At 62.5% G+C, this 23,218-nt stretch carries 21 protein-coding genes; 12 read left to right on the plus strand and 9 right to left on the minus strand.

The annotated features are described in order from the left end of the window. Nucleotides 1-186 precede the first annotated feature (186 nt). Nucleotides 187-498: an NGG1p interacting factor 3 protein, NIF3 gene (locus IAE33_RS08930; RefSeq protein WP_028634831.1), complete on the minus strand. Its 312-nt coding sequence runs from the start codon at nt 496-498 to the stop codon at nt 187-189. A 3-nt stretch (nt 499-501) separates the two neighbouring features. Next, the gene (gene purL / locus IAE33_RS08935; RefSeq protein ID WP_201163229.1) at nt 502-4,401 is read right to left on the minus strand and encodes a phosphoribosylformylglycinamidine synthase; all 3,900 of its coding nucleotides are present in this window, start codon (nt 4,399-4,401) and stop codon (nt 502-504) included. Between the two features lie 337 nt (nt 4,402-4,738). On the opposite strand from purL, the gene mltF reads away from it, so the two are divergent. After that, complete coding sequence (gene mltF, locus IAE33_RS08940) at nt 4,739-6,196, plus strand: membrane-bound lytic murein transglycosylase MltF (protein WP_201163230.1); 1,458 nt, start codon at nt 4,739-4,741, stop codon at nt 6,194-6,196. Nucleotides 6,197-6,443: 247 nt separating this feature from the next. Here mltF and tadA read toward each other — a convergent pair whose 3' ends face one another. The 3 genes from tadA to IAE33_RS08955 all read right to left on the minus strand — a co-directional run bounded on the left by tadA (nt 6,444) and on the right by IAE33_RS08955 (nt 9,045). Then, the gene (gene tadA / locus IAE33_RS08945) at nt 6,444-6,923 is read right to left on the minus strand and encodes a tRNA adenosine(34) deaminase TadA (RefSeq protein ID WP_201163231.1); all 480 of its coding nucleotides are present in this window, start codon (nt 6,921-6,923) and stop codon (nt 6,444-6,446) included. Next, entirely contained in the window at nt 6,923-8,305 is a 1,383-nt protein-coding gene (locus tag IAE33_RS08950; RefSeq protein WP_201163232.1) for a multicopper oxidase family protein, read from the minus strand. The genes tadA and IAE33_RS08950 overlap by 1 nt, the downstream gene beginning before the upstream one ends. 179 nt (nt 8,306-8,484) lie before the next feature. After that, complete coding sequence (locus IAE33_RS08955) at nt 8,485-9,045, minus strand: GNAT family N-acetyltransferase (RefSeq protein ID WP_201163233.1); 561 nt, start codon at nt 9,043-9,045, stop codon at nt 8,485-8,487. 110 nt (nt 9,046-9,155) lie between these two features. On the opposite strand from IAE33_RS08955, the gene IAE33_RS08960 reads away from it, so the two are divergent. Together IAE33_RS08960 and IAE33_RS08965 are read left to right on the plus strand one after the other, a co-directional pair. Further along, on the plus strand, nt 9,156-9,755 hold the full coding sequence (locus IAE33_RS08960) for a TetR/AcrR family transcriptional regulator (protein WP_201163234.1): 600 nt from the start codon (nt 9,156-9,158) through the stop codon (nt 9,753-9,755). A 24-nt stretch (nt 9,756-9,779) separates the two neighbouring features. Then, nucleotides 9,780-10,358 (plus strand): cytochrome b, encoded by a 579-nt coding sequence (locus tag IAE33_RS08965; protein WP_060483452.1) that lies wholly within the window; start codon nt 9,780-9,782, stop codon nt 10,356-10,358. A gap of 79 nt (nt 10,359-10,437) precedes the next feature. Here the strand turns inward: IAE33_RS08965 and IAE33_RS08970 are convergent, their stop codons facing one another. Next, nucleotides 10,438-10,872, minus strand: a complete 435-nt coding sequence (locus IAE33_RS08970) for a hypothetical protein (RefSeq protein ID WP_033728165.1) — start codon at nt 10,870-10,872, stop codon at nt 10,438-10,440. A gap of 174 nt (nt 10,873-11,046) precedes the next feature. Between IAE33_RS08970 and IAE33_RS08975 the strand changes: the two genes are divergently transcribed. Then, nucleotides 11,047-11,994 (plus strand): helix-turn-helix transcriptional regulator, encoded by a 948-nt coding sequence (locus tag IAE33_RS08975; protein WP_201163235.1) that lies wholly within the window; start codon nt 11,047-11,049, stop codon nt 11,992-11,994. Nucleotides 11,995-12,016: 22 nt separating this feature from the next. Here IAE33_RS08975 and aceE read toward each other — a convergent pair whose 3' ends face one another. Next, nucleotides 12,017-14,686, minus strand: a complete 2,670-nt coding sequence (aceE, locus tag IAE33_RS08980) for a pyruvate dehydrogenase (acetyl-transferring), homodimeric type (RefSeq protein ID WP_201163236.1) — start codon at nt 14,684-14,686, stop codon at nt 12,017-12,019. Nucleotides 14,687-14,816: 130 nt separating this feature from the next. On the opposite strand from aceE, the gene IAE33_RS08985 reads away from it, so the two are divergent. Next, on the plus strand, nt 14,817-15,281 hold the full coding sequence (locus IAE33_RS08985; RefSeq protein WP_201163292.1) for a MarR family winged helix-turn-helix transcriptional regulator: 465 nt from the start codon (nt 14,817-14,819) through the stop codon (nt 15,279-15,281). On the opposite strand, the gene IAE33_RS08990 is transcribed toward IAE33_RS08985, so the two are convergent. Next, nucleotides 15,266-16,339 (minus strand): transketolase-like TK C-terminal-containing protein, encoded by a 1,074-nt coding sequence (locus tag IAE33_RS08990; protein WP_201163237.1) that lies wholly within the window; start codon nt 16,337-16,339, stop codon nt 15,266-15,268. The genes IAE33_RS08985 and IAE33_RS08990 overlap by 16 nt on opposite strands. An 85-nt stretch (nt 16,340-16,424) precedes the next feature. Between IAE33_RS08990 and IAE33_RS08995 the strand changes: the two genes are divergently transcribed. The 7 genes from IAE33_RS08995 to IAE33_RS09025 all read left to right on the plus strand — a co-directional run bounded on the left by IAE33_RS08995 (nt 16,425) and on the right by IAE33_RS09025 (nt 21,484). Then, complete coding sequence (locus tag IAE33_RS08995) at nt 16,425-17,057, plus strand: glutathione S-transferase family protein (RefSeq protein WP_028634815.1); 633 nt, start codon at nt 16,425-16,427, stop codon at nt 17,055-17,057. Between the two features lie 35 nt (nt 17,058-17,092). Continuing rightward, nucleotides 17,093-17,791: a LuxR family transcriptional regulator gene (locus IAE33_RS09000; protein WP_236403161.1), complete on the plus strand. Its 699-nt coding sequence runs from the start codon at nt 17,093-17,095 to the stop codon at nt 17,789-17,791. Nucleotides 17,792-17,918: 127 nt separating this feature from the next. Further along, a complete protein-coding gene (locus tag IAE33_RS09005) occupies nt 17,919-19,112 on the plus strand; it encodes an aminotransferase class I/II-fold pyridoxal phosphate-dependent enzyme (RefSeq protein ID WP_201163238.1) in 1,194 nt (397 codons plus the stop codon). Beyond that, the gene (locus IAE33_RS09010) at nt 19,105-19,617 is read left to right on the plus strand and encodes a DUF6190 family protein (protein WP_028634813.1); all 513 of its coding nucleotides are present in this window, start codon (nt 19,105-19,107) and stop codon (nt 19,615-19,617) included. The genes IAE33_RS09005 and IAE33_RS09010 overlap by 8 nt, the downstream gene beginning before the upstream one ends. Continuing rightward, the gene (locus tag IAE33_RS09015; protein WP_201163239.1) at nt 19,610-20,410 is read left to right on the plus strand and encodes a dihydrodipicolinate synthase family protein; all 801 of its coding nucleotides are present in this window, start codon (nt 19,610-19,612) and stop codon (nt 20,408-20,410) included. The genes IAE33_RS09010 and IAE33_RS09015 overlap by 8 nt, the downstream gene beginning before the upstream one ends. Then, complete coding sequence (locus IAE33_RS09020; protein ID WP_201163240.1) at nt 20,407-21,252, plus strand: iron-containing redox enzyme family protein; 846 nt, start codon at nt 20,407-20,409, stop codon at nt 21,250-21,252. The genes IAE33_RS09015 and IAE33_RS09020 overlap by 4 nt, the downstream gene beginning before the upstream one ends. After that, nucleotides 21,245-21,484, plus strand: a complete 240-nt coding sequence (locus IAE33_RS09025; RefSeq protein ID WP_060483445.1) for a Rieske (2Fe-2S) protein — start codon at nt 21,245-21,247, stop codon at nt 21,482-21,484. Before IAE33_RS09020 ends, IAE33_RS09025 begins: the two co-directional genes overlap by 8 nt. A gap of 141 nt (nt 21,485-21,625) precedes the next feature. Here the strand turns inward: IAE33_RS09025 and guaA are convergent, their stop codons facing one another. After that, nucleotides 21,626-23,203, minus strand: coding sequence for a glutamine-hydrolyzing GMP synthase (gene guaA / locus IAE33_RS09030; RefSeq protein ID WP_028631457.1), 1,578 nt, complete (start codon nt 23,201-23,203; stop codon nt 21,626-21,628). Nucleotides 23,204-23,218: the final 15 nt, after the last annotated feature.

Consider the following 23,218-nt stretch of genomic DNA (forward strand, 5'->3'; position numbering starts at 1 on the left):
CTTTTTGTCGCGTTTGACAAAAAGTGACTCGCCGTAAGGGCGAAAAGGTGATTAAGCGTCTCCATCGTAAATGGACTAAGCCCACTCTCAATACCCACGCAAAACTTCAAGCTTCAAGCCTATCCAGAATGTGCTCATATACCGAGCAAACACTCTCAATAGATAAACAAACGTCCAATTCGAACACTAGAATTCGGCAAGGCGCCATACCTCATAAGCCGGCGTCTCATAAGGATGGCTCCCCTTGAGCGCAGCGACGACCTGAGCAATCAGGCCGTCAGCAACCACAAGCTCCACCTTCCACTCCTCCACCACCTCGACCTGGCCAGCCTGCCCGAGGTACGGCTGGCTGCCGTCCAACGGGCGAAACTGCCCCTGGCCCAAGGCCTGCCAAGCGCAGTGGTCATACCCACCGATGCGCCCGCCACCAGCGGCGAACACAGCAGCCTTTACCACCTCCACATGGCTGGCAGGGACAAAGAAGGCGAGCTTATACACGCCTTAGTTCACCCACACCCGAGCATTGCGGAACATGCGCATAAGTGCCGCGTCTTCCTGCCACTCATCCGGGCGCCAGGAGTTCTGCACGGCACGGAACATACGCTCCGGGTGCGGCATCATGATGGTTACACGGCCATCGCGGCTGGTGAGACCAGTGATACCGCGCGGCGAGCCGTTCGGGTTGGCCGGGTAGGCTTCGGTGATCTTGCCGTGGTTGTCGACGTAGCGCATTGCCACGCAACCGGAAACATCCGCTTCCACCAATGCCTCTTCGCTGGCGAACTCGGCATGGCCTTCACCGTGGGCGATGGCAATTGGCATGCGCGAACCGGCCATACCCTGCAAGAAGATCGAGTTGGACTTCTGCACCTCGACCATGGCCACCCGCGCCTCGAACTGTTCGGACCGGTTGCGCACGAAGTGCGGCCAGTACTCGGTGCCCGGGATCAGCTCGTGCAGGTTGGACATCATCTGGCAACCGTTGCACACGCCCAGGGCGAAGCTGTCGCTGCGCTCGAAGAAGGCCTGGAAAGCATCGCGGGCGCGGCTGTTGAACAGCGCCGACTTGGCCCAGCCCTCACCTGCACCCAGCACGTCACCGTAGGAGAAACCACCGCAGGCGACCAGGCCCTTGAAGGCCTCGAAGTCGACACGACCCGCCAGGATATCGCTCATGTGTACGTCGATGGCGGCGAAGCCTGCGCGGTCGAAGGCGGCAGCCATCTCGACCTGGCCGTTGACGCCCTGCTCACGCAGGATGGCCACCTGTGGGCGAATGCCTTTCTTGATGTAGGGGGCAGCCACGTCATCGTTGACGTCGAAGCCCAGCTTCACCGACAGGCCAGGGTTGTCTTCTTCCAGCAGCAGGTCGAATTCCTGATCGGCGCAATCGGCGTTGTCGCGCAGGCGCTGCACCTGGTAGCTGGTTTCGGCCCACTGACGCTGCAGCATGCGGCGGTCGTCGTCGAACAGCACTTCACCGTTCAGGCTGATGGACACCTCGGCGTTGTTGACCGGCTTGCCGATCACGGCCACGCACTGCTCGCCCAGGCCGGCGGCGCTGAACTGGGCCAGAACGTCCGGGGTGGCATCCTGGCGAACCTGGATCACCGCGCCCAGCTCTTCGTTGAAGAGGATGGCGGCCACATCGGCCTTGCTGTCGGTCAGCGGATCGAGTTGCAAGTCCAGGCCACAGTGGCCGGCAAAGGCCATTTCCAACACGGTGGTCATCAGGCCGCCATCGGAGCGGTCGTGGTAGGCCAGCAGGTGGCCGTCTTCGTTCAGGCCCTGGATCACCGCGAAGAACGCCTTGAGGTCTTCGGCGTCGTCGACGTCGGGTGCCTGGGCTGCGATCTTGCCGTAGGTCTGGGCCAGGATCGAGGCGCCCATGCGGTTCTTGCCACGGCCCAGGTCGACCAGAATCAGGTCGGTCTCGCCCTTGTCCATACGCAGTTGCGGGGTGAGGGTCTTGCGGATGTCGGTGACCGGAGCGAAGCCGGTGATGATCAGCGACAGCGGCGAGGTAACGCTTTTCTCGACGCCCTCTTCGCTCCACTTGGTCTTCATCGACATCGAGTCTTTACCGACCGGGATGGTGATGCCCAGTTCCGGGCACAGCTCCATGCCGACGGCCTTGACGGTGTCGTACAGGCGGGCATCCTCACCCGGGTGGCCCGCAGCGGACATCCAGTTGGCCGACAGCTTGATGTCGGACAGCTTGTCGATGCGCGAGGCGGCCAGGTTGGTCAGGGTCTCGCCAATGGCCATGCGACCGGACGCCGGGGCATCCAGCAGGGCCAGCGGGGTGCGCTCGCCCATGGCCATGGCCTCACCGGTGTAGACGTCGAAGCTGGTGGCGGTCACTGCGCAGTCAGCCACCGGCACCTGCCAGGGGCCGACCATCTGGTCGCGGGCGACCAGGCCGGTGATGGTGCGGTCACCGATGGTGATCAGGAAGCTCTTGCTGGCCACGGCCGGGTGGTTGAGCACGCGCTGAACGGCGCTGTCCAGGTCCAGCTCGCTCGGGTCGAAGTCATCGCCCAGCTCGGCTTCGCGGGTGACCGAACGGTGCATGCGCGGCGGCTTGCCCAGCAATACGTCCAGCGGCATGTCCACCGGGGTATTGCTGAAGTGGCTGTCGCTTACGGTCAGGTGTGGTTCCTCAGTCGCTTCACCGACCACCGCGAACGGGCAACGCTCGCGCTCGCAAATGGCCTGGAACCGCTCGAAGTCGCCAGCGCTGACGGCAAGCACGTAACGCTCCTGCGATTCGTTGCTCCAGATTTCGTGCGGGGCCATGCCCGGCTCGTCGTTGGGCACGTTACGCAGTTCGAAGCGGCCACCGCGGCCACCGTCGTTGACCAGCTCGGGGAAGGCGTTGGAGATGCCACCCGCGCCTACGTCGTGAATAAAGGCGATGGGGTTGCTGTCGCCCAGCTGCCAGCAGCGGTCGATGACCTCCTGGCAGCGGCGCTCCATTTCCGGGTTCTCGCGCTGTACCGAGGCGAAGTCCAGGTCAGCCGAGCTGGCACCGGTAGCCACGGACGAAGCAGCCCCGCCGCCCAGGCCGATGAGCATGGCTGGGCCGCCGAGCACAATCAGCTTGGCGCCAACGGTGATTTCGCCCTTCTGCACATGGTCTTCACGGATGTTGCCCATGCCGCCTGCGAGCATGATCGGCTTGTGGTAGCCGCGCACCTCTTCACCGTGGGGGGTGTTGATGGCTTGCTCGAAGGTACGGAAGTAACCGGTCAGGGCCGGGCGGCCGAATTCGTTGTTGAACGCAGCGCCGCCCAGCGGGCCTTCGATCATGATGTCGAGGGCGTCGACGATGCGCTCGGGTTTGCCATAGGCCTGCTCCCATGGCTGCTCGAAGCCGGGGATGCGCAGGTTGGACACGGTGAAGCCGGTGAGGCCAGCCTTGGGCTTGGCACCACGGCCGGTGGCACCTTCGTCGCGGATTTCACCGCCGGAACCTGTCGAGGCACCCGAGAACGGGGCGATGGCGGTCGGGTGGTTGTGGGTTTCCACCTTCATCAGGATGTGCACCGGCTCCTGCACCGCACCGTACTGGCGGGTTTCAGGGTTGGGGAAGAAACGCCCGGCGACGTTACCGACGATGACCGAGGCGTTGTCCTTGTAGGCCGACAGCACGCCCTCGCTGTGCATCTGGTAGGTGTTCTTGATCATGCCGAACAGGCTTTTTTCCTGGGCCTGGCCGTCGATGTCCCAACTGGCGTTGAAGATCTTGTGGCGGCAGTGCTCGGAGTTGGCCTGGGCGAACATCATCAGTTCGATGTCGTTCGGGTTGCGCTTGAGGCCCTGGAACGCATTGACCAGGTAGTCGATCTCGTCTTCGGCCAAGGCCAGGCCCAGGTCGATGTTGGCCTTGGCCAGCGCATCACGGCCACCGGCCAGGATGTCTACCGAGGTCATCGGCTTGGGCTGGGCATGGCTGAACATGTCGGCGGCCTGCTCCAGCTGGCCGAGCACGCGCTGGGTCATGCGGTCGTGCAACTCGGCAGCGACGCGGCTGGCGTCGGCCTCGCTGAGGTTGCCGGCAACGTAATAGGCGATGCCGCGCTCCAGGCGCTGGATCGACTGCAGGCCGCAGTTATGGGCGATGTCGCTGGCCTTGCTCGCCCAGGGCGAGATGGTGCCCAGGCGCGGCACGACCAGGAACAGACGACCGGTGGGTTCCTGTACCGGTACGCTGGGGCCGTACTTGAGCAGACGGCCCAGCACCTGCTGCTGGTCAGCGGTCAGCTCGCCGTCGACATCGGCGAAATGGGCGAATTCGGCATACAAACCAGTAACAGCGGGGACTTTCTGGCTCAGTTGCTCGAGTAATTTACCGTGGCGAAAGGCAGAAAGGGCAGGAGCGCCGCGCAGGATCAACATCGTCGGGACAGCCTCAGAAGGGGTGTACTTGGAGGCCGTGCATTCTAGCCTAATTCGATGGCTTCGGCACCCGCTCTGCGCCACGCCTGCCAAGCGGCCGAACCGGACTTTCGGGTCAGAAAAGCAGCGGTAAGCTGCAAGCGTCAAGCTGCAAGAAAGAGCGAACCGTGCCGCATCCGCTTTTTCTTGCAGCTTGCAGCTTGCAGCTTGCAGCTTGCAGCTTGCAGCTTGCAGCTTGCCGCTTGCCGCTTGCCGCTTGCCGCTCAAAAGCCGCTATCAGACTCCCTGGTAGTTGTCGAGATATGGCGCAGCCAGTCCTTTGCGTATACTGCAACCTATGTTCGCCCACACTGCTTTGCGCCAGCGTTGCGCCAAATGGCTTTTCGCAACCGGTCTCTTTCTGCTGCTCGGTGCCTGCGTTGAAAAACCCAGCACCCTTGAGCGCGTGAAGGAGGACGGCGTGCTGCGCGTGGTCACCCGCAACAGCCCGGCCACCTACTTCCAGGATCGCAACGGCGAAACCGGCTTCGAGTACGAGCTGGTCAAGCATTTCGCCGACGATCTGGGCGTGAAGCTGGAAATCGAAACCGCAGACAACCTCGACGAACTGTTCGACGACCTGGGCAAACCGTCCGGGCCAGTCCTGGCGGCGGCGGGGCTGGTCACCAGCGAGCGGCGCAAGGCCCAGGCCCGGTTCTCCCACCCCTACCTCGAGGTGACCCCCCAGGTCATCTACCGCAACGGCCGCCCACGCCCTACCGATGCCCAGGGCCTGGTCGGCAAGAAGATCCTGGTGCTCAAGGGCAGCAGCCATGCCGACCAGCTGGCCGAATTGAAAAAGCAGTACCCCGGCCTGCAATACGAGGAATCCGATGCCGTCGAGGTAGTCGACCTGCTGCGCATGGTGGACGAAGGCCAGATCGACCTGACCCTGGTGGACTCCAACGAACTGGCCATGAACCAGGTGTACTTCCCCAATGTACGCGTGGCCTTCGACCTGGGCGACACCCGCGACCAGCGTTGGGCCGTGGCACCTGGCGAAGACAACAGCCTGCTCAACGAGGTGAATGCATTCCTCGACAAAGCGCAGAAGAACGGCACCCTGCAGCGCCTGAAAGACCGCTACTACGGGCACGTCGACGTGCTGGGCTATGTGGGCGCCTACACCTTCGCCCAGCACCTGCAGCAGCGCCTGCCCAAGTACGAAAAACACTTCAAAAGCTACGCCAAGGTCGAGCAGGTGGACTGGCGCCTGCTGGCAGCCATTGGCTACCAGGAATCCATGTGGCAGCCGGAAGTCACCTCCAAGACCGGCGTGCGCGGCCTGATGATGCTGACCCAGCGCACGGCCCAGGCCATGGGTGTGTCCAACCGCCTGGACCCCAGGCAGAGCATCCAGGGCGGCGCCAAGTACTTCATGAAGATCAAGGCCGAGCTGGACGACAGCATTCAGGAACCGGACCGCACCTGGTTCGCGCTGGCAGCCTACAACGTGGGCACCGGGCACCTTGAAGATGCACGCACCCTGGCCAAGCGTGAAAAGCTCAACCCCAATAAATGGCTGGATGTGAAAAAGATGCTGCCACGGCTCTCGCAGAAGCAGTGGTACCGCCAGACCAAATACGGGTACGCCCGCGGCGGCGAGCCGGTGCACTTCGTCGCCAACATTCGGCGGTACTACGACATCCTGACCTGGGTGACCCAGCCTCAGCTGGAAGGCCAGGTGGCCGAGGGCAACCTGCATGTCCCCGGCGTGAACAAGGACAAGCCCGCGGAGCAGTCACCGCCGATGTAAGCTCGCGGGCCCTGTCGCCTGCAAGCCACCGCACAAGGCTCATGGATTTAGCAGGGCCCTGTGGAAGCAACTGTCTTCCACAAGATCTCAAAGCTCGCGCAATCACTGTGGGAGCGGGTTTACCCGCGAACACCGGCGAAGCCGGTGCCATGCACCGCGCTGCCTGCTTCGCGGGTAAACCCGCTCCCACAGGTGGCGTGGCGTGCTTGAGAGATCGGTGGCTTGCCGAGATCAGGGCCGCAGCCGCTCAGCTCTTGGCGCGGCGAGCTTTGAAGAACTCGCTCAAGATCTGCCCGCATTCCTCGGCCAGTATCCCACCCTCGAACATCACGCGATGGTTGAGAAAGCCTTGGTTGAAGAACTGGCCCTGGCTTTGCACGATACCCGCCTTTGGCTCCAGCGCCCCGTATACCACCCGCGCCACCCGCGAATGCACAATCAGCCCCGCACACATGCTGCAGGGCTCAAGCGTCACGTAAAGCGTGCTGCCCGGCAGGCGGTAATTGCTGACCGCGTGCGCGGCAGCACGGATGGCAACCATTTCGGCGTGCGCGCTGGGGTCGCTGTCGGTGATTGGCCGGTTAAAACCTTGGCCAATCACCTGGCCATGTTGCACCAGCACCGCTCCCACCGGCACCTCACCCAGTTGCGCACCCTCGGCGGCCAGGGCCAGGGCCATGCGCATGAAGTCCTGGTCGCGGCTGCGGTCGATGATCTGCGGGCGCATCAAACCACCGCGATCGCGGCCATCAGGCCGGTTTCCATGTGGTCGATGACATGGCAGTGGAACATCCACGTGCCAGGGTTATCGGCCACCAGCGCCACCTGAGCACGCTCGTTGCGGCCCAGCAGGTAGGTGTCGGTAAACCAGGGCTCCTTGATGTCGTGGCGATTCGACCCGATCACCTTGAAGCTCATGCCATGCAGGTGGATGGGGTGCTGGTACTGGGTCATGTTCTTCAGCTCGAAGATGTAGCTCTTGCCCTGTTTGAGCGTAGCGATCGGGCGGTCGGCGCAGGTCTTGTCGGTGATATCCCAGGCCTGGCCGTTGATCTGCCAAAGGCTGGGGGGCTTGCCCTGGTCGGTGCCTACCGACACCTTGCCCGCCCATTCGAAATTGAAGTTCAGCTTTTCGGCATTCTCCAGGTCCGGCTCGGCGATCGGGTTGGCGGGCAATGCCGCCGGCCAGTCACCGGGGGTGTCGTTGCTGGCCACCGAACGCAGGGTACCCAAACGTACAAAACCGTCGCGCAGCGAGATCTCTTCACCCGCCTGTGGGATGCGAATGGCCAGGCAGATGCGCATGCCCGGGCCCAGCCAGTACTCATCCTCCAGCGGCCGCGGAGTAATGGGGTTGCCATCCAGCGCATATACCCGTGCCTCGCAGTTGCCCTTGAGGTTGAGCCGGTAGGTCCAGGTGTTGTCCAGGTTCAGCAGCCGCACCCGCACCACTTGCCCGGCCGGCAACTCGGTGACGGCATCGGCCTGGCCATTGATGGTGATCAGCCGCCCGGCGGTGCCGTTGCGCGCAGCTTCGCGTGGGACGCTGAAGGGCATCCAGGCGCCCTGCTCGTCCACATGCCAGGTTTTCAGGCTGAGGGTGCGCTCGTGCTGGAAGCCCGTGGGCTCGCGCTCCTCGACAATCAGCGGCCCAACCAGGCCACGGCCAAGCTCTTCGGAGCTGCTGACGTGAGGGTGGTACCAATAGCTGCCGGCGTCTGGCACGCGGAACTTGTAGTCGAAATACTCCCCCGGTTTGACCGGCAACTGCGATACGTAGGGCACGCCGTCCATTTCCAGCGGCAGGCGAATGCCATGCCAGTGGATGGTGGTTTCGATCGGCAGGTGGTTGATGAAGCGTACCCGCAGCCAGGTGCCCTGACGCACCCGCAATTCGGTACCCGGGGCGCTGGGGCCAAAGGCCCAGGCCTCGGTCTTGTGCCCGGCCACCAGCTCTACCTCCAGCGGCGCCGCAATCAGCTCGTAGTCGTGGCCCGCGTTATCGTCCTCGACCTTGCCCAGCCAGTACCGTGCAGCGCCACCGGCGCCCAGGCCAACCACAACCAGGCCGGTCAGGCCTTTGAGCATTTGTCGACGGGTGAAGGACATGCAGCGGGAACCTCGTGTTAGGCGCTATCAAGCTGCCAGCATGGCTGACGATCAAGGGCGAATACGATACACCTGCATTTGCGAAAGATTAAGTGAAGTGTTGCCGCAGCGCCCACCGCGTCCCGCAAAGCGGGTTGCAATACGGAAAATGCCGCGCCAAATTCCCATTTACACCTTATTCAACAGCCCGAAGCACGGTCTCGCAGGGCACACGCCGTTGCCCATTCGTGGCGCAGCAAGGCGTACTGCTGGGTGTTTTCGTAGATCGGCAGCCCGTCCTGGTCGTTCTTGAACGTCACGAACTCTTTGAAGACGCCTTCGCGGCGCATGCCGAGCTTCTCGCACAGCCGCTCGGATGACTTGTTAGTGTCTTCCACGTAGGCGTACAGCCGGCGCGCCGCGCGCTGCTCGAACAGGTGGGCGAACAACTGGGCAGCGGCCTCATGGGCATAGCCTTGGCCGCCGAAGGCTGGGTTGAAGTTCCAGCCCACCGAGAACGTATCGTCCTCGGCTTCAGCGAACAGATCGCCAATCAGCTTGCCGGAGGTACGCAAGCATACCGCCAGGTACTTGCTGCCGGATGCCCGGTCCAGCGCTTCGCACTCGGCCGCCTGCACGTTCGCGAGGGCGAGCGACAGGAAGCAGCTGGAGACGGGTTGGTGCAGATACTCGAAAAGATCAGCCGCATCCTCCTTGGCGAATGGCCTCAAGATCAGCCGCTCGGTTGCAATGACTTCCATCTAGGTCTCCTGGCGCTCAACGGCGCACTGGGTAAGCTCACGATTATATTGACATGCGCCGCGTATGCAAATTAACGTACGCGGCGTATGCGATTTGTTCAGGACAGCCCATGACCCAGCCACAACGGCGCACCCGCTCCAGCATGATCGAGGAAACCCGTGCCAAGCTGGTGGCGATCGCGCGGCAGGTGTTTGCCACCCAAGGTTTCGCCAATACCTCAATGGACGACTTCACGGCGCAGGTGTGCCTGACCCGTGGGGCGCTGTACCACCATTTCGGCAACAAAGAGGGGCTGCTGATCGCGGTCATCGAGCAAATCGAGGCGGAAGTGGGCGAACGCCTGCAAGCTGTCTCCGACGCGGCCCCTACGCCCTGGGAGGGTTTCCGCCGCCGCTGCCGCACGTACCTGGAGCTGGCGCTGGAGCCGGAAATACGCCGGATCATCCTGCAAGATGCCCGCGCGGTGTTTGGCGATGTGCCCCCCGCTGCGCGTTCGGTCGGCGTTGCTGCTTTGCAGCAGGCGCTGGACGGGCTGGTCGCCGAGGGCAGCGTGGCGCCACTGCACACCGGGGTGACTGCGCGGATGATCTATGGCGCGGTCACCGAAGCGTCATTCTGGATCGCCGAGCCGGACGCCGAAATCGAAACACGCCTGGGCGAGGCCCTCGACAGCCTGGATCGCCTGTTGGGCAACCTGCTTACCCGCTGACGCCACCCTGCCAGGAGAAACACAATGCAATGGCGCAACACCGCCACACGTTTTGGCGCCCTCGCCAAGTTCTTCCACTGGACCACCGCCGCCGCGTTCATCGCCGCCTACATCGTGGTCTATTACGTCATCTGGTTCATGGACGACACCTCGCCAGAGTCCTGGCCCGTGCTGAACGTGCATTGGGCGCTGGGTTTGCTGGTGGGCTTCCTGGTGCTGCCGCGGCTGCTGTGGCGCCTGCTGCAGGTACAGCCACACAGCCCGCCTGGCTCGAAGCTCGAGCACCGGCTGGCGCAGGTAGCCCATTGGGGGCTTTACGGGTTGCTGATCGTCATGCCGCTGACCGGCTACCTGGGTACGGGGGCGCCTACGGACTACGGCGTGTTCAGCGTGACAGGCTTCAACGAGACAGCCGCGTTTGCGTGGATCAGTGCCACGTATGGGGTGAGCTATGAAGCGTTCGAAGTCCCCATCGACGATATTCACCATTTCATCGGCAAATGGGTGGCGTGGGGGGTGGTCGGGCTGCACGTAGTGGCGGCAGTGTTCCACCATCGGGTACGGCGTGACGATGTACTGGTGCGTATGCTGCCGGGTCACTGAGCCGCAAGGGGTACAGGGGTTGCCTCTTCGCGAGCAGGATGCAGGCTTTCGAAGCAGGCATTACCCCTGCAAAGCTGTCTTATTTCTTGGCAGCGAGGTAATCGGTGAGGAAGGCTTCGGCATTACCCTGCTGTGACAGGCCTTCTGAATAGCCCACCGGGCGCGGCTGCGCTTCGCCGGGCAGGTACAGCTCGCCGCCCCACGTGCCCTGCACGATCAGCGCGACGAATTTCTTGCCGTCAACGGTGGTCCAGTAGCGCGTGTCCTTGCTGGTCTTTTCAACGTGCATTTTCTGAATGCGCATATCCCAGTCGTGGTCGATGCCCTCGACCTGCACCAGCGCCTCGTTGGCGGCGCGGTCGCCAATACGCAGCGTCCATACCTTGGCACCTTCAGTGCCCAGGTAAGCGACAACATGCTTTGCCACTTCAGGGCGCTCCTCGGCCTGAGCCTGGCCGAACCACAAGCTGAAGCAAGCAGCCAGCAAAGCTGGCCATTTAAGATAACCGGTCATGATTTTGTTTCCTGATCTGCAACAAACGCGTATTGAAAGCCTCAATATGCACGCTGCCAAGTCACCTGCCCGACCCTCACAACAATCAGCCGGCTGATCACAACGGCCATTGCCGAAAATGCGCGCGCGGTCCCACTTCTGCCCTACGCAACCCTGACGAGAACCACTGCCCCCATGCAATCGCTGACCCCTTACCTGGACACCACCTTCAGTTTCGACAGCCCCGGCTCGCTGGCCCAGGCTGGCGTGCTGGATACGCGTGCAGCGCAGGTAATGGGCAGCGCCACAGGGCACTATCGGGCGCAGACGGTGCGGGAGGGTTTGCAGTACTTCGATTGCCATCTGCATTTTGCAGAACCGCTGCGCATCGACAAGGTGCTACCTGAAAGCCTGTGCATCGTGCAGGTGTTCGACGGGATATGGCAGCACAAGGTAGATGGCACGCTGAACCAGTACGATGCCGGCCGTTTGCATGTGCTGGGCTTGAGCGAAAGCCTGGAAGCTCAAGACCAGTTGCCGGTCCACAGCCATGCGCGCATGGCGGGTGTGCGTATTGCCGGCGATGCGCTGCGCGAGCTGGCCCAGGACGATGTGCAGTTCAAGCCGCTGCTGGCGCTGATGGGCAACGGCATGCAGTTCAACCAACTGCCCCAAAGCCCTTCCTTGAGCCGTCTGTTCCAGCAACTCTACCGCTCGCCCTACCACGGCAGCTTGAGGCGCTTGCACTATGAAAGCCTCAGCCTTGGGATCGTTGTGGAGTTGGCCAGCCATCTGTCTGGCCTGGCCCCAAAACCCACGCTGCACGAAGACCGCAGCCGCAGTGACCTGGCACTGGAAACACGCCGTTTGCTCGACAGCAGCCCAACTGCCCCGCCAACCGTCGCCCAGCTTGCCCGCCAGTTGAACGTGAGCGAAACCACGCTGCGCCGTACGTTCAACCAGCAGTTTGGGTATTCCATCCTGCAGCACGTACGGCGGCAGCGCCTGGAGCTCGCGCGGCTGCTCGTGCTGGAGCGCAAGTGGCAGATCTCGCAGATTGCCTACCATGTCGGCTATGCCAACCCGGCCAATTTCTGCCATGCGTACAAGGCCTACTTCGGGCACACCCCGGGTTCCGAATAAGGCCTTGCTCGCCGCGACAGCTTCACACGGTAATGGGGTCGACCTTGTCCACGTCGATTTCCATGTCCGCCAGCGTCTTGGCCACCACATCGCGGCCAAGCACGCCGTCGTCCGCCAACGCCTTCAGCGCTGCCAGCACCACAAACTGCCGGTCCACCTCGAAGTGCCTGCGTAACGCCTCGCGGGTGTCGGACTGACCGAAGCCGTCGGTGCCCAGCGCCACGAAACGACGGTTGCCCACCCACGGCCGGATTTGATCGGCATGGATCTTCATGTAATCCGTAGCCACCACCACCGGGCCAGGGTGGCCTTCCAGCACTTCAGTCAGGTAAGGCACTTTGGGCTCATCCAGCGGGTGCAACAGGTTCCAGCGCTCGGCCTGCTGGGCATCGCGCCGCACCTCGGTGAGGCTGGTCGCGCTCCAGATTTCACTGCTGACCCCGTAATCACGTGCCAGAATATCGGCCGCCGCGATGACCTCGGGCAGGATCGAGCCGCTGCCCATCAGCTGGACATGGCGCTTTTCGTTGCTGGCGTGCTCGATAGGCAGCCGGTACAGGCCTTTGAGAATGCCCGCCTCGCTACCCTGCGGCAGGTCGGGGTGCGGGTAGTTCTCGTTGAGTACGGTGATGTAGTAGTAGATGTCTTCCTGCTCGACGTACATGCGGCGCATGCCGTCGTGCACGATCACTGCCAGCTCGTAGGCGTAGGTGGGGTCGTACGACACGCAGCAAGGCACGGTAGCCGACATCACATGGCTGTGGCCGTCGTCGTGCTGCAAGCCTTCGCCCATCAGCGTGGTGCGCCCCGACGTAGCGCCCAGCAGGAAACCACGGGCGCGCGCATCGCCTGCGGCCCACAACAGGTCGCCCACACGCTGGAAGCCGAACATCGAGTAGAAAATGTAGAACGGCAGCGTCATGACGCCGTGGTTGGCATACGAGGTACTGGCGGCAATCCACGAGGACGTGGCACCCGACTCGTTAAGGCCCTCCTGCATGATCTGGCCGTCTACGCTCTCTTTGTAGTACGACAGCGTACCGGCGTCCTGTGGGGTGTAGAGCTGGCCCACATGGGAGTGGATGCCGATCTGGCGGAACAGGTTTTCCATGCCGAAGGTACGTGACTCGTCCGGCACGATGGGCACCACAAGCTTGCCGATGTTGGGGTCCTTCAACAAGGTGCTGAGGATACGCACAAAGGCCATGGTGGTGGAAATGGAGCGCTCGCCCGTGCCCTTGAGCTGAGCGTCGAGCGTGGACAACGGCGGGATTTGCAGCGGCTCCACCTGAGCGTGACGCGCCGGCACCTGGCCACCCAGGCTGTCGCGGCGGCCTTTGAGGTAGCGGGCCTCTACGCTGTCATCCGCTGGGCGCAGGTAAGGCAGCTCACCCAGTTGGTCGTCAGTCAGTTCCAGGCCAAAGCGGTGGCTGAATGCCTTCACCGCATCGGCGCCCATCTTCTTCAACTGGTGGTTGATATTCTGCCCTTCACCCGCCTCCCCCATACCGAACCCCTTGACCGTTTTGGCCAGGATCACCGTGGGCCTGCCTTTATGACGGGTGGCCGAGGCATAGGCGTTGTAGACCTTGACCGGGTCGTGGCCGCCGCGCGACAGCTTCCAGATCTGCTCATCGCTCAGGTCGCTGACCAGCTCCAGCAGCTCAGGGTACTTGCCAAAGAAATGCTCACGCACGTAGGCGCCGTTCTGCGACTTGTAGGTCTGGTACTCGCCATCCACACATTCCATCATGCGCTGGCGCAGCAAGCCGGTTTTGTCCTTGGCCAGCAGTGCGTCCCAGCCACTGCCCCAGATCACCTTGATGACGTTCCAGCCAGCGGCGCGGTACAGGCTCTCGAACTCCTGGATCACTTTGCCGTTGCCGCGCACCGGGCCATCCAGGCGTTGCAGGTTGCAGTTGACCACGAAGATGATGTTGTCGAGCTTCTCGCGGCCGGCCAGCGAGATGGCGGCCAGCGACTCGGGCTGGTCCATCTCGCCATCGCCGAGAAACGCCCAGACCTTGCGGCCCTGATGCTCCTTCAGCCCACGGCTTTCGAGGTAGCGCATGAAGCGCGCCTGGTACGCCGCGGTGATCGGGCCCAGGCCCATGGATACCGTCGGGAACTGCCAGAAGTCCGGCATCAGGCGCGGGTGCGGGTAGGAAGACACACCATCACGGTCGGTTTCGCGGCGGAAGTTGTCCAGTTGCTCTTCACTCAGGCGCCCTTCGGTATAGGCGCGGCCATAGATGCCGGGTGCCGAGTGGCCCTGGATGTAGACCATATCGCCCGCAAAGGTGTCGCTGCGGCCACGGAAGAAGTGATCGAACCCCACGTCATACAGCACCGCCGCCGAGGCATAGGTGGCGATATGGCCACCAACGCCGGAATGCTTGCCGGCGCGCAGCACCATGGTTAGCGCGTTCCAGCGGATGTAGGCGTTCAGGCGTTTCTCGACATCCAGGTCACCCGGGTAAGGCAGCTCGCGCTCGGGGGGGATGCTGTTGACATACGGGGTGGTCACCCGCCCGTGGAAGTCGCCGTGCACGGAAACGTCGAAGTCGAGCAGCTGGTCGATCAGGAAGTGCGCGCGTGGGCGCCCCTCGACCTCGACGACCGATGCAATCGAATCGATCCATTCGCGGGTTTCTTGAGGGTCTTCATCGCGAAGCGGATAGCCCTGCGCCATTGGTCACTCTCCTTGATGTGGCATCAGCTGGTCGTTGTTCAACCAACCCTTAGTTGCACTTGCAATTAAATCTATCGTCAATGTCTGTATGATTGCAACTGCAATGAACAGCCCTGACCTGGAAGAACCCATGACCATCCCGACGCCAGACCTCTGGTACAGCTTCATCCGTGCGCACCGCTGCCTCATCCGGGAAATCGAGCGGCGCCTGGCCGAACAGGGGCTGCCGCCCTACGCGTGGTACGACGCCCTGTGGGGGATCGAAAGCGGCGAACAGGGCGCGCGACGCATGCACGAACTGGCCGACGTCATGGCCATCGAACGCTACAACCTGACCCGCCTGGTCGACCGCCTGGAGAAGGACGGCTACGTGGCCCGGGAGAAAGCGGCCGAGGACGGACGGGGTGCAATTGCCCGTATCACAGACAGCGGCCGGGACCTGCGCAAACGGATGTGGGCGGTGTACAAGCACTCCGTCGAAGAGCTGTTTCTGGTGGCATTCGACGAGGAACAACAGCGCGTCTTCGCCAGTGCATTGGAGCAGGCGAGCCGTAACGCTCGCCTGTCGCCAACACCCGGTCAGGCCAAGCGGTAGCGCGACAGCGCCTCGCTCACACTTGCAGTGCTCACTTCGCCACGCTCGGCCAAGGCGCGCAGCACCGTAACCACGATCCAGTGGCGATCGAGGTGCTGGTTAGGGTCCAGGCTATCGGCCCCCAATGCCGTGAAGGGCGCCGCGACATAGGCGCCGAGCTGCGCAGCGACAAACTCGGCATAACCCGTGACCGCGACCACCGGTACCTCACTGGTACCCAGGCACTGTTGCAGGTGGCAACTGACAGGCGGCTCGGCGCGCTGCAGGCGCCTGGACCGGGCCTGCCGCTCGGCATCACGTGCCAGCCGTGTGTAGCTGGGGCAACTCCAGACCTCTGCATCAAGCCCCCACTCCCCGTGCAGCAAAGCCGCCGCCGCGCGCACCTCGCGCAGCATCAGCCCTGCTCCCAGCAAGCGCACCTGCGCCAAGGCCCCCTCAGGGGCCGACGTCAGGCGGTACATGCCCAGATGCGCGGCCGAACGGTCGCAGGCCAGCCCTTCGCCAGGGATATCGTGCAACGTCATGTAGCAGAAGCCTGGCGCGCCTTCCAGATACAGCTCGTGCAGTGCACCGACCAGAATCGCCTTGGCCTCATCCCCGCAGGCCGGGTCGAACGGCGTGCACCTGCGGTTGGACGCCAGCCACAGAGGTAGCCAGGGATGCGCGCCCTTCGCCCAGCGCGACGGTGAGGACTCGATGTCATTGAGGATGATCCCGCGTTCAGCCGTCTGGGCAGTCAGCATGGACACCTCGGCCGACGTCGGTGCCTGCGTCATGTAGAAAAGCGGGCGCTCGTCGCGGCGCGACTGCTCGCTGAACCACAAGGGCCATGCGCTGATCGCCGTACCGCCCTGAGGGTCGGTGGCGCGGTCGTTGATCATCCAGAATTGCCCACTGGTCGTGGTACTGCCCTGCAGTCGCTTGAGCAAATCAAAGACCGTGAACAGCGGCGAGCCGTGAGTGCCCGCCTTGTCCCGGTACCCCCGCTCGATCTCGGCGATGCAGGCTTGAGCGGCCGACATGGTATTGGGGGTGTGCTGTAGGCGCAGGTGGTCCATCCTTGAAACTCCTCATGCAGGTCTTGCGATCTGCAATAGGGATAATGCAGACTGATTGCAAATGCAACCACAAAGGAAGGATCCTATGGCTACGTCTGCATCGCTGCGCCTGTACACCGCCGACACCCCAAACGGCCAGAAAATCTCGATCGCTCTGGAAGAACTGGGGCTCGACTACGAGCAGACCGACCTCGACCTGGGCAAGGGCGACCAGAAGCAGCCCGACTTCGTGAAGCTCAACCCTAACGGCAAGATCCCCGTGCTGGTCGATACCGCACAGGGGCGCACCTTGTTCGAGTCAGCGGTAATCCTCACCTACCTCGCCGAGCAACAGGGGCAACTGGGCGGTGAACAGGGCGTGGACAAGCTGCTGATCCAGCAATGGCTGAGCTTTCAAATCGCTAGCATTGGCCCGATGCTGGGGCAACTGTGGTGGTTCAGGCACGGCACCGACGTCAAAAATGCCCAGGCGCTGGAGCGCTACACCCGCGAGTCCTTGCGCCTGTATGGGGTGGTCGAGGGCGAATTGAGCAAGCGCCCGTTCATTGCGGGAGACCGCTACACCATTGCCGACATCGCGCTGTTCACCTGGCTGCGCACCTATGAGGAGCTGGGCCTGGACATCGGCGCCTTTCCTGCCGTCAAGGCATGGCTCGACCAACTGGAACAGCGCCCTGCCGTGCGCCAGGGCCTGAAGAAGTCCCGCGCCAACGCCTGAACACTTTCCCGCCTGATATAAAGAAGATGTTGATCATGAATATCAACGCTCACCTTCCCATCAGGCCTGGCCAGGACCCCAACCTGGCCAACCTGATCGAATTGCTGCCCTGCGAAATTGACTGCCCCTTCACCTACACCATCATCGACAAGCGCACGCTTGGCTTGTCGACGTTTCTCTCCAGCTACCCGCTGGCCTGGCAACAGGAGTACTGCAGCAAGGCGCTATACCGCGTTGACCCGGTGGTCGCCCACGGCGTGGAAAGCGTGGCGCCCTATTCGTGGATCGAAGCCTTCCAGCGCAAACCGATTGCCGGGCAAGGCGAGTTCGAAGCGCTGATGCGCCAGTTCTCCCTGGACGACGGCTACACCTTCGTGGTGCATGACCCGCAACACAGAATGGGCCTGCTGAACCTGTTCAACCGCGAACACAGCCCAGACTTCCATGCCAGGATCGATGCGATCAAGGGCACCCTGCAACTGGCTTTGGTGGCCTTCCACAGCTCGCTCAACGTCAGCACGAGCAATGTGTCGAGCATCGATCAGGCGCTCACACTGCGCGAGCAAACGATCCTCGGCTGGGTCGCCATGGGCAAGTCCTACAGCGAGATCGCCTGCATCTGCGACATACGCGAGCGGACGGTGAAGTTCCACATGGCCAACGTGGTACGCAAACTCGACGTTCAAACCGCCAAGCAGGCAGTGTTCGAAGCATCGCGTCTAGGTATTGCCTGACGGCAGCGCCACCCACCCAGCCTGCCCGACAGCCTGGCCTGTACCTAGGTACAGTTATCAAGGGGCGCGGAAACCACAATGATTGAGCAGCACTACTGGTCAACCCAACAAGAAGAAGGGAATCACCATGAACCTGTCAGTCCTGCCCGCCCCCGCCTCCACCAGCCGTGCCCTGGAGGACATCACGCAACACGAGATCTCGGCGCTCAAGACGCGCCACAATCTTGCTGATGCTCACACGCACCAACACCAAAGTGCGAGCCAGGCGGCCATCGTTCGAAAGCTGCCACAGCTGTGGAACCGTGCGCAAAGCCTGACCCAGTACGAAAGCGAACAAGCCTTTATCAAGGCGTTTTATCAATTCCATGGCCAGCATCACGCGCTCAAGCGCAGCGATGAGATCTACCTGGTGTACGCCGCGTCGATCGCCATGCACATCACCGCGACCTACCTGCGCAAGCACAACCTGAGTGTGGGCCTCATCGAACCCTGCTTCGACAACCTGCACGACTTGCTCAAGCACATGGAAGTGCCGATGACGCCCCTGCCCGAAGCCATTCTGGCGGACCCCACCCAGGTGTATCAGTTGCTCGAGAAGCATGCGGCCAAGCTCGATGCGATTTTCCTGGTAGACCCGAACAACCCGACCGGCAGCTCGATGTTCGCCGACGGGCCGGAAACCTTCATCGAAGTGGCGCGCTACTGCCGCGATCACCAGAAGATCCTGATTCTGGACTTCTGCTTCGCATCGTTCATGAAAGTAGGCCACCGTGACCGCGTCGACGCGTACGCGATCCTGGACGAAGTGGGTACCGACTACCTGGTGATGGAAGACACCGGCAAGACCTGGCCGCTGCAGGACACCAAGTGTGCCACGCTGATGAGCAGCACTCGCCTGAACCCTGAGATCTACAGCATCGTCACCAGCGTGTTGCTCAACGTTTCCCCGTTCATTCTGCAGGTGGTCACCGAGTACATCCAGGACAGCGAGGCCGACGGTTTCGCCTCGGTGCGCGATGTGCTGCAAACCAACCGCAAGGTGGCACGTGAGTATCTTGACGGTACTTTGCTGCGGTATGTGGAGCCTGCGATCGAAACCAGCGTGGCCTGGTTCGAGATTCTGGACAAGGACCTGTCCGGCGACGACTTGCAGGCCTACCTGCTGGACCACCAGGCCTACGTGCTGCCCGGCCGCTACTTCTTCTGGAGCAACCCGGAACAGGGCCGCCATTATGTACGCCTGGCCCTGGCCCGCGACCCGGGTGCCTTCGAAGCAGCCATGCAGGTGATCCGCCATGCCCTGGAGGCCTACAATGCCTAAGCACCTGCCCATCATCGATGCCACCGTGTTCATGGGCATGCACCACACCGATGCGGCCATTCGCAACCAGTCGCTCAATTTCTTCACCGAGCGGTTCAGCGATCAGGTGAGCATGAGTTTCAGCCAAATCGGCATCTGCGACGCCATCATCTGGAAGAAGGCGCGTGAACTACAGGATGTCTACTACCCCTTCATGGATGTGCTGCATTCGGAAATGGCAATCCAGCGCGGCGGTTACAGCGATCGGGTGATCGAAATGGCGGCCAGCAGCGCCGAGCTGTCCGGGCTTGCCCCTGAAAAGCGGCTGCAGGCGGCGCAGGTGCTCGAATCAGAAGTGCCGTTCTACACCCACGACCGCGACTACCACCAATGCATCGCCTTGCGACCGTTTCTGGCCAGCTTCCGCGAAACGGCGGTACCTGGGTCGTTCCATGGGGCGCTGCAGGCCCTCTACCAGGCATCGCTGGCGCTGAGCGTCGCGCCGGAGGACTTCGCGCATGTCTAAGCATCAGGTGTTGGTACCGCTGGTCACGCCCCTTGATGCGCAGGGGGCCGTGTGCCGGCAAAGCGTTCAGCAATTGATACACAGCTGCGCAGGCGTGGTCAGCGGCTTCATTGCCTGCCTGACCTCAGGCGAAGGGTGGAAGCTGTCCGAGCAGCAGTGGGCAGACATGCTGCGCTACACGCTGGAGTTCGCGGGTGACAGCCATCGTGTGGTGGCCGGTATCGAACTGCCCAGCACTGAAGCGGTGATCCAGCGCGCGGCCCTGGCCGAGCGGTTGGGGGCCAAGGCCATCATGGTCACCTCGCCCTTCGGTGGGCAACTGCATCAGGATCAACTGCTGTCGCATTACCAGCGCATTCATGAACAGGTCCCGCTGGAGCTGCTGATCTACAACGAGGCGGCACTGTCGGGGAACGAAAAGTCTTTCGAGACCCTGCTCCAGATCGCGCGGCTACCGCGTGTCACGGGGCTGAAGGATTCCCCCACCCAGCCGCCCAGCCAGGCACAGGTGGATCGGCTGCGTAGCGAAGGCATCGACTACTTCATCGGCTGGGAGCACCAGCTGGCGGGCACCTTGGTGAGCGATGGCAACGTGGTCTCGCTGGCGAACATCGAGCCCACGCTGTGTCGCATCGCCGCTGAGTCCCACCAGCCAGCGATCGCCGGGCTGGTGGAAGTACTGGATAAGCGTTACGGGTTGGGCGAGGAAGACTGGTATGCCCATGTGAAACGCGAATTGGTCGGCAGGGGGGTGATCGGTACTGCCCTGACCGTACAGGAGCGAGAACGATGAAAACCTCTCAAAAAGCACTGTTTCGCGCCAACCGGGCGCTGATCGAGCGGATGGTACCTCTGCCGGCCGACCTGGTGCAGTTCGAGCGCGCCTGGATCGACAATGCGATCCGTGAAAGCCAGACGCCAGAACAGCCCGCAAGCTTTGCCGAGCTGCGCAAGATGCTGGCCGCGCTGGTGGAGCAGGACAAGGCCGACGAACCGCCCACAGCGCGCTACGTGGCGCAGGACATGAACCTCGACGAGTTCAAGATCCTGGTACAGGAGTTTGCCCTCGATGGCCTGACCGAGGCACAGGTGTTCTACCACCTGATGCCACGCTTGAGCCTGGAGGCCCAGATGCCCATGCTGCGCATGATGATCGACGAGTTCGGCTCCGGTAACATCAAGCGCTCCCACACCACGCTGTACAAGGTGCTGCTCGACGAACTGGGCATGCCAACAGACCTTGAGAGCAACATCAAGGCAAACGGTGAGGCCGGCTGCTCGTTCCCCAACATGTTCTGCTGGTTGACCATGCGGGCCGATGATCCGTCGTATTTTGCCGGGGTGATCACGTACTTTGAGACCGTGGTGCCCTTCTTCTTTGGCTGCTACACCGCGCTGTGCGAGCGGCTGAGCATCAAGGCCCATACCTACTACACCGAACACGTGCACATTGATGCTTTCCATGCCCTGGAAGGGCAACGGCTGCTCAAGGCCATGGATAATGACCGCGCACTCGACTACGTCAAGGCGTGGCAAGGCATCTGTATGGGCCGCCTGATCACCAATACCGCGTTCGATGAGGCGGTGTACAAAGCTCAAGCCTCCAAGGCGGGCAAGGAGGTGGCGCATGCTTGAAGAGGCGGACGTCGCCCTGCGGCCAGCCACCTTCACCGTGCAGGTAGGTGACCAGACCTACGAGGTGCCGAGCCTGTGCCCGCACAGGCAAGGCTGGCTGGAGCATGGCATGGTCAATCATGACCGTCGCACCATCATGTGCCCGCTGCACTTCTCGGTGTTCAGCCTGGAAACAGGCGAACAGTTGAGCGGCCCGGACTGCGGCAGCCTCGCCTGCCGGAAGCTCACTTAACCCCCTGAGCCGCAGCAGCGGCCACTCGACTTAATGATGTGCTGCCTTGCCTAGTCAGCCCCAAAAAGCCGAAAGCCCGCAATTACGCGGGCTCCCGGGGTTTATCTGACCACGTGCTCCTGGCTTACACCGGACGCAGGATCACTCCCACTCAATCGTCGCAGGCGGCTTGCTCGACACGTCGTAGGTCACCCGCGAAATACCTTCGATTTCGTTGATGATACGGCCGCTGACGGTTTCCAGCAGTTCGTACGGCAGGTGTGCCCAACGGGCGGTCATGAAGTCTACGGTTTCGACGGCGCGCAGCGCGACGACCCAGGCGTAACGGCGGCCATCGCCTACCACGCCCACCGACTTCACCGGCTGGAACACCACGAAGGCCTGGCTGGTTTTATGGTACCAGTCAGCCTTGCGCAGCTCTTCGATGAAGATATGGTCCGCACGGCGCAGGATGTCGGCGTATTCCTTCTTCACTTCGCCGAGGATGCGCACGCCCAGGCCCGGGCCTGGGAATGGGTGGCGGTAGACCATGTCGTACGGCAGGCCCAGTTCCAGGCCGATCTTGCGCACTTCGTCCTTGAACAGCTCACGCAGTGGCTCGACCAGCTTGAGGTTCATCTCTTCCGGCAGCCCACCCACGTTATGGTGCGACTTGATCACGTGGGCCTTGCCGCTCTTGGCGCCAGCCGACTCGATCACGTCGGGGTAGATGGTGCCCTGGGCCAGGAACTGGATGTTGGGCAGCTTGCTGGCTTCGGCATCGAAGATGTCGATGAAGGTGCGGCCGATGATCTTGCGCTTCTTCTCGGGGTCGGCTTCGCCGGCCAGGTTGTCGAGGAACTGCTTTTCGGCGTCGGCGCGGATCACCTTGACGCCCATGTTCTCCTTGAACATGGCCATCACCTGGTCGCCTTCGTGCAGGCGCAGCAGGCCGTTGTCGACGAACACGCAGGTCAGCTGGTCGCCGATGGCGCGATGCAGCAGCGCCGCAACCACCGAGCTGTCAACGCCGCCGGACAGGCCCAGCAGGACGTTGGCCGAACCCACCTGCTCACGCACCTGGGCAATGGCGTCTTCAACGATGTTGGACGGGGTCCACAGGGCTTCGCAACCGCAGATGTCCTGCACGAAGCGGGACAGAATGCGACCGCCCTGCTTGGTGTGGGTCACTTCCGGGTGGAACTGCACGCCGTAGTAACCACGGTTGTCGTCGAACATGCCGGCGATCGGGCAGCTGGGGGTGCTGGCCAGCACGTGGAAGTCGGCCGGCATCTGGGTGACCTTGTCGCCGTGGCTCATCCACACGTCCAGGCCCAGCACGCCGTCGGCGTCGATATGGTCTTCGATGCCGTCGAGCAGGCGGCTTTTGCCTACCACGTCGACACGGGCGTAACCGAACTCACGCAGCTCGGAGCCTGCAACCTTGCCGCCCATCTGTTCGGCCATGGTCTGCATGCCGTAGCAGATGCCCAGCACGGGTACGTTCAGGTCGAACACTGCCTGCGGCGCACGGGGGCTGTTGGCTTCGTGAACCGACTCGGGGCCACCGGCGAGGATGATGCCGCGCGGGTTGAATTCGCGGATCGCTTCATCGTCCATGTCGAACGGGTGCAGTTCGCAGTACACCCCGATCTCGCGCACGCGGCGGGCGATCAGCTGGGTGTACTGGGAGCCGAAATCGAGGATCAGGATACGGTGGGCGTGAATATCGAGGGCCATGGGGGAATCTCTGAT

The organism is Pseudomonas sp. S60, from assembly GCF_016647865.1.
GTDB classification, from domain to species: Bacteria; Pseudomonadota; Gammaproteobacteria; order Pseudomonadales; family Pseudomonadaceae; genus Aquipseudomonas; species Aquipseudomonas parafulva.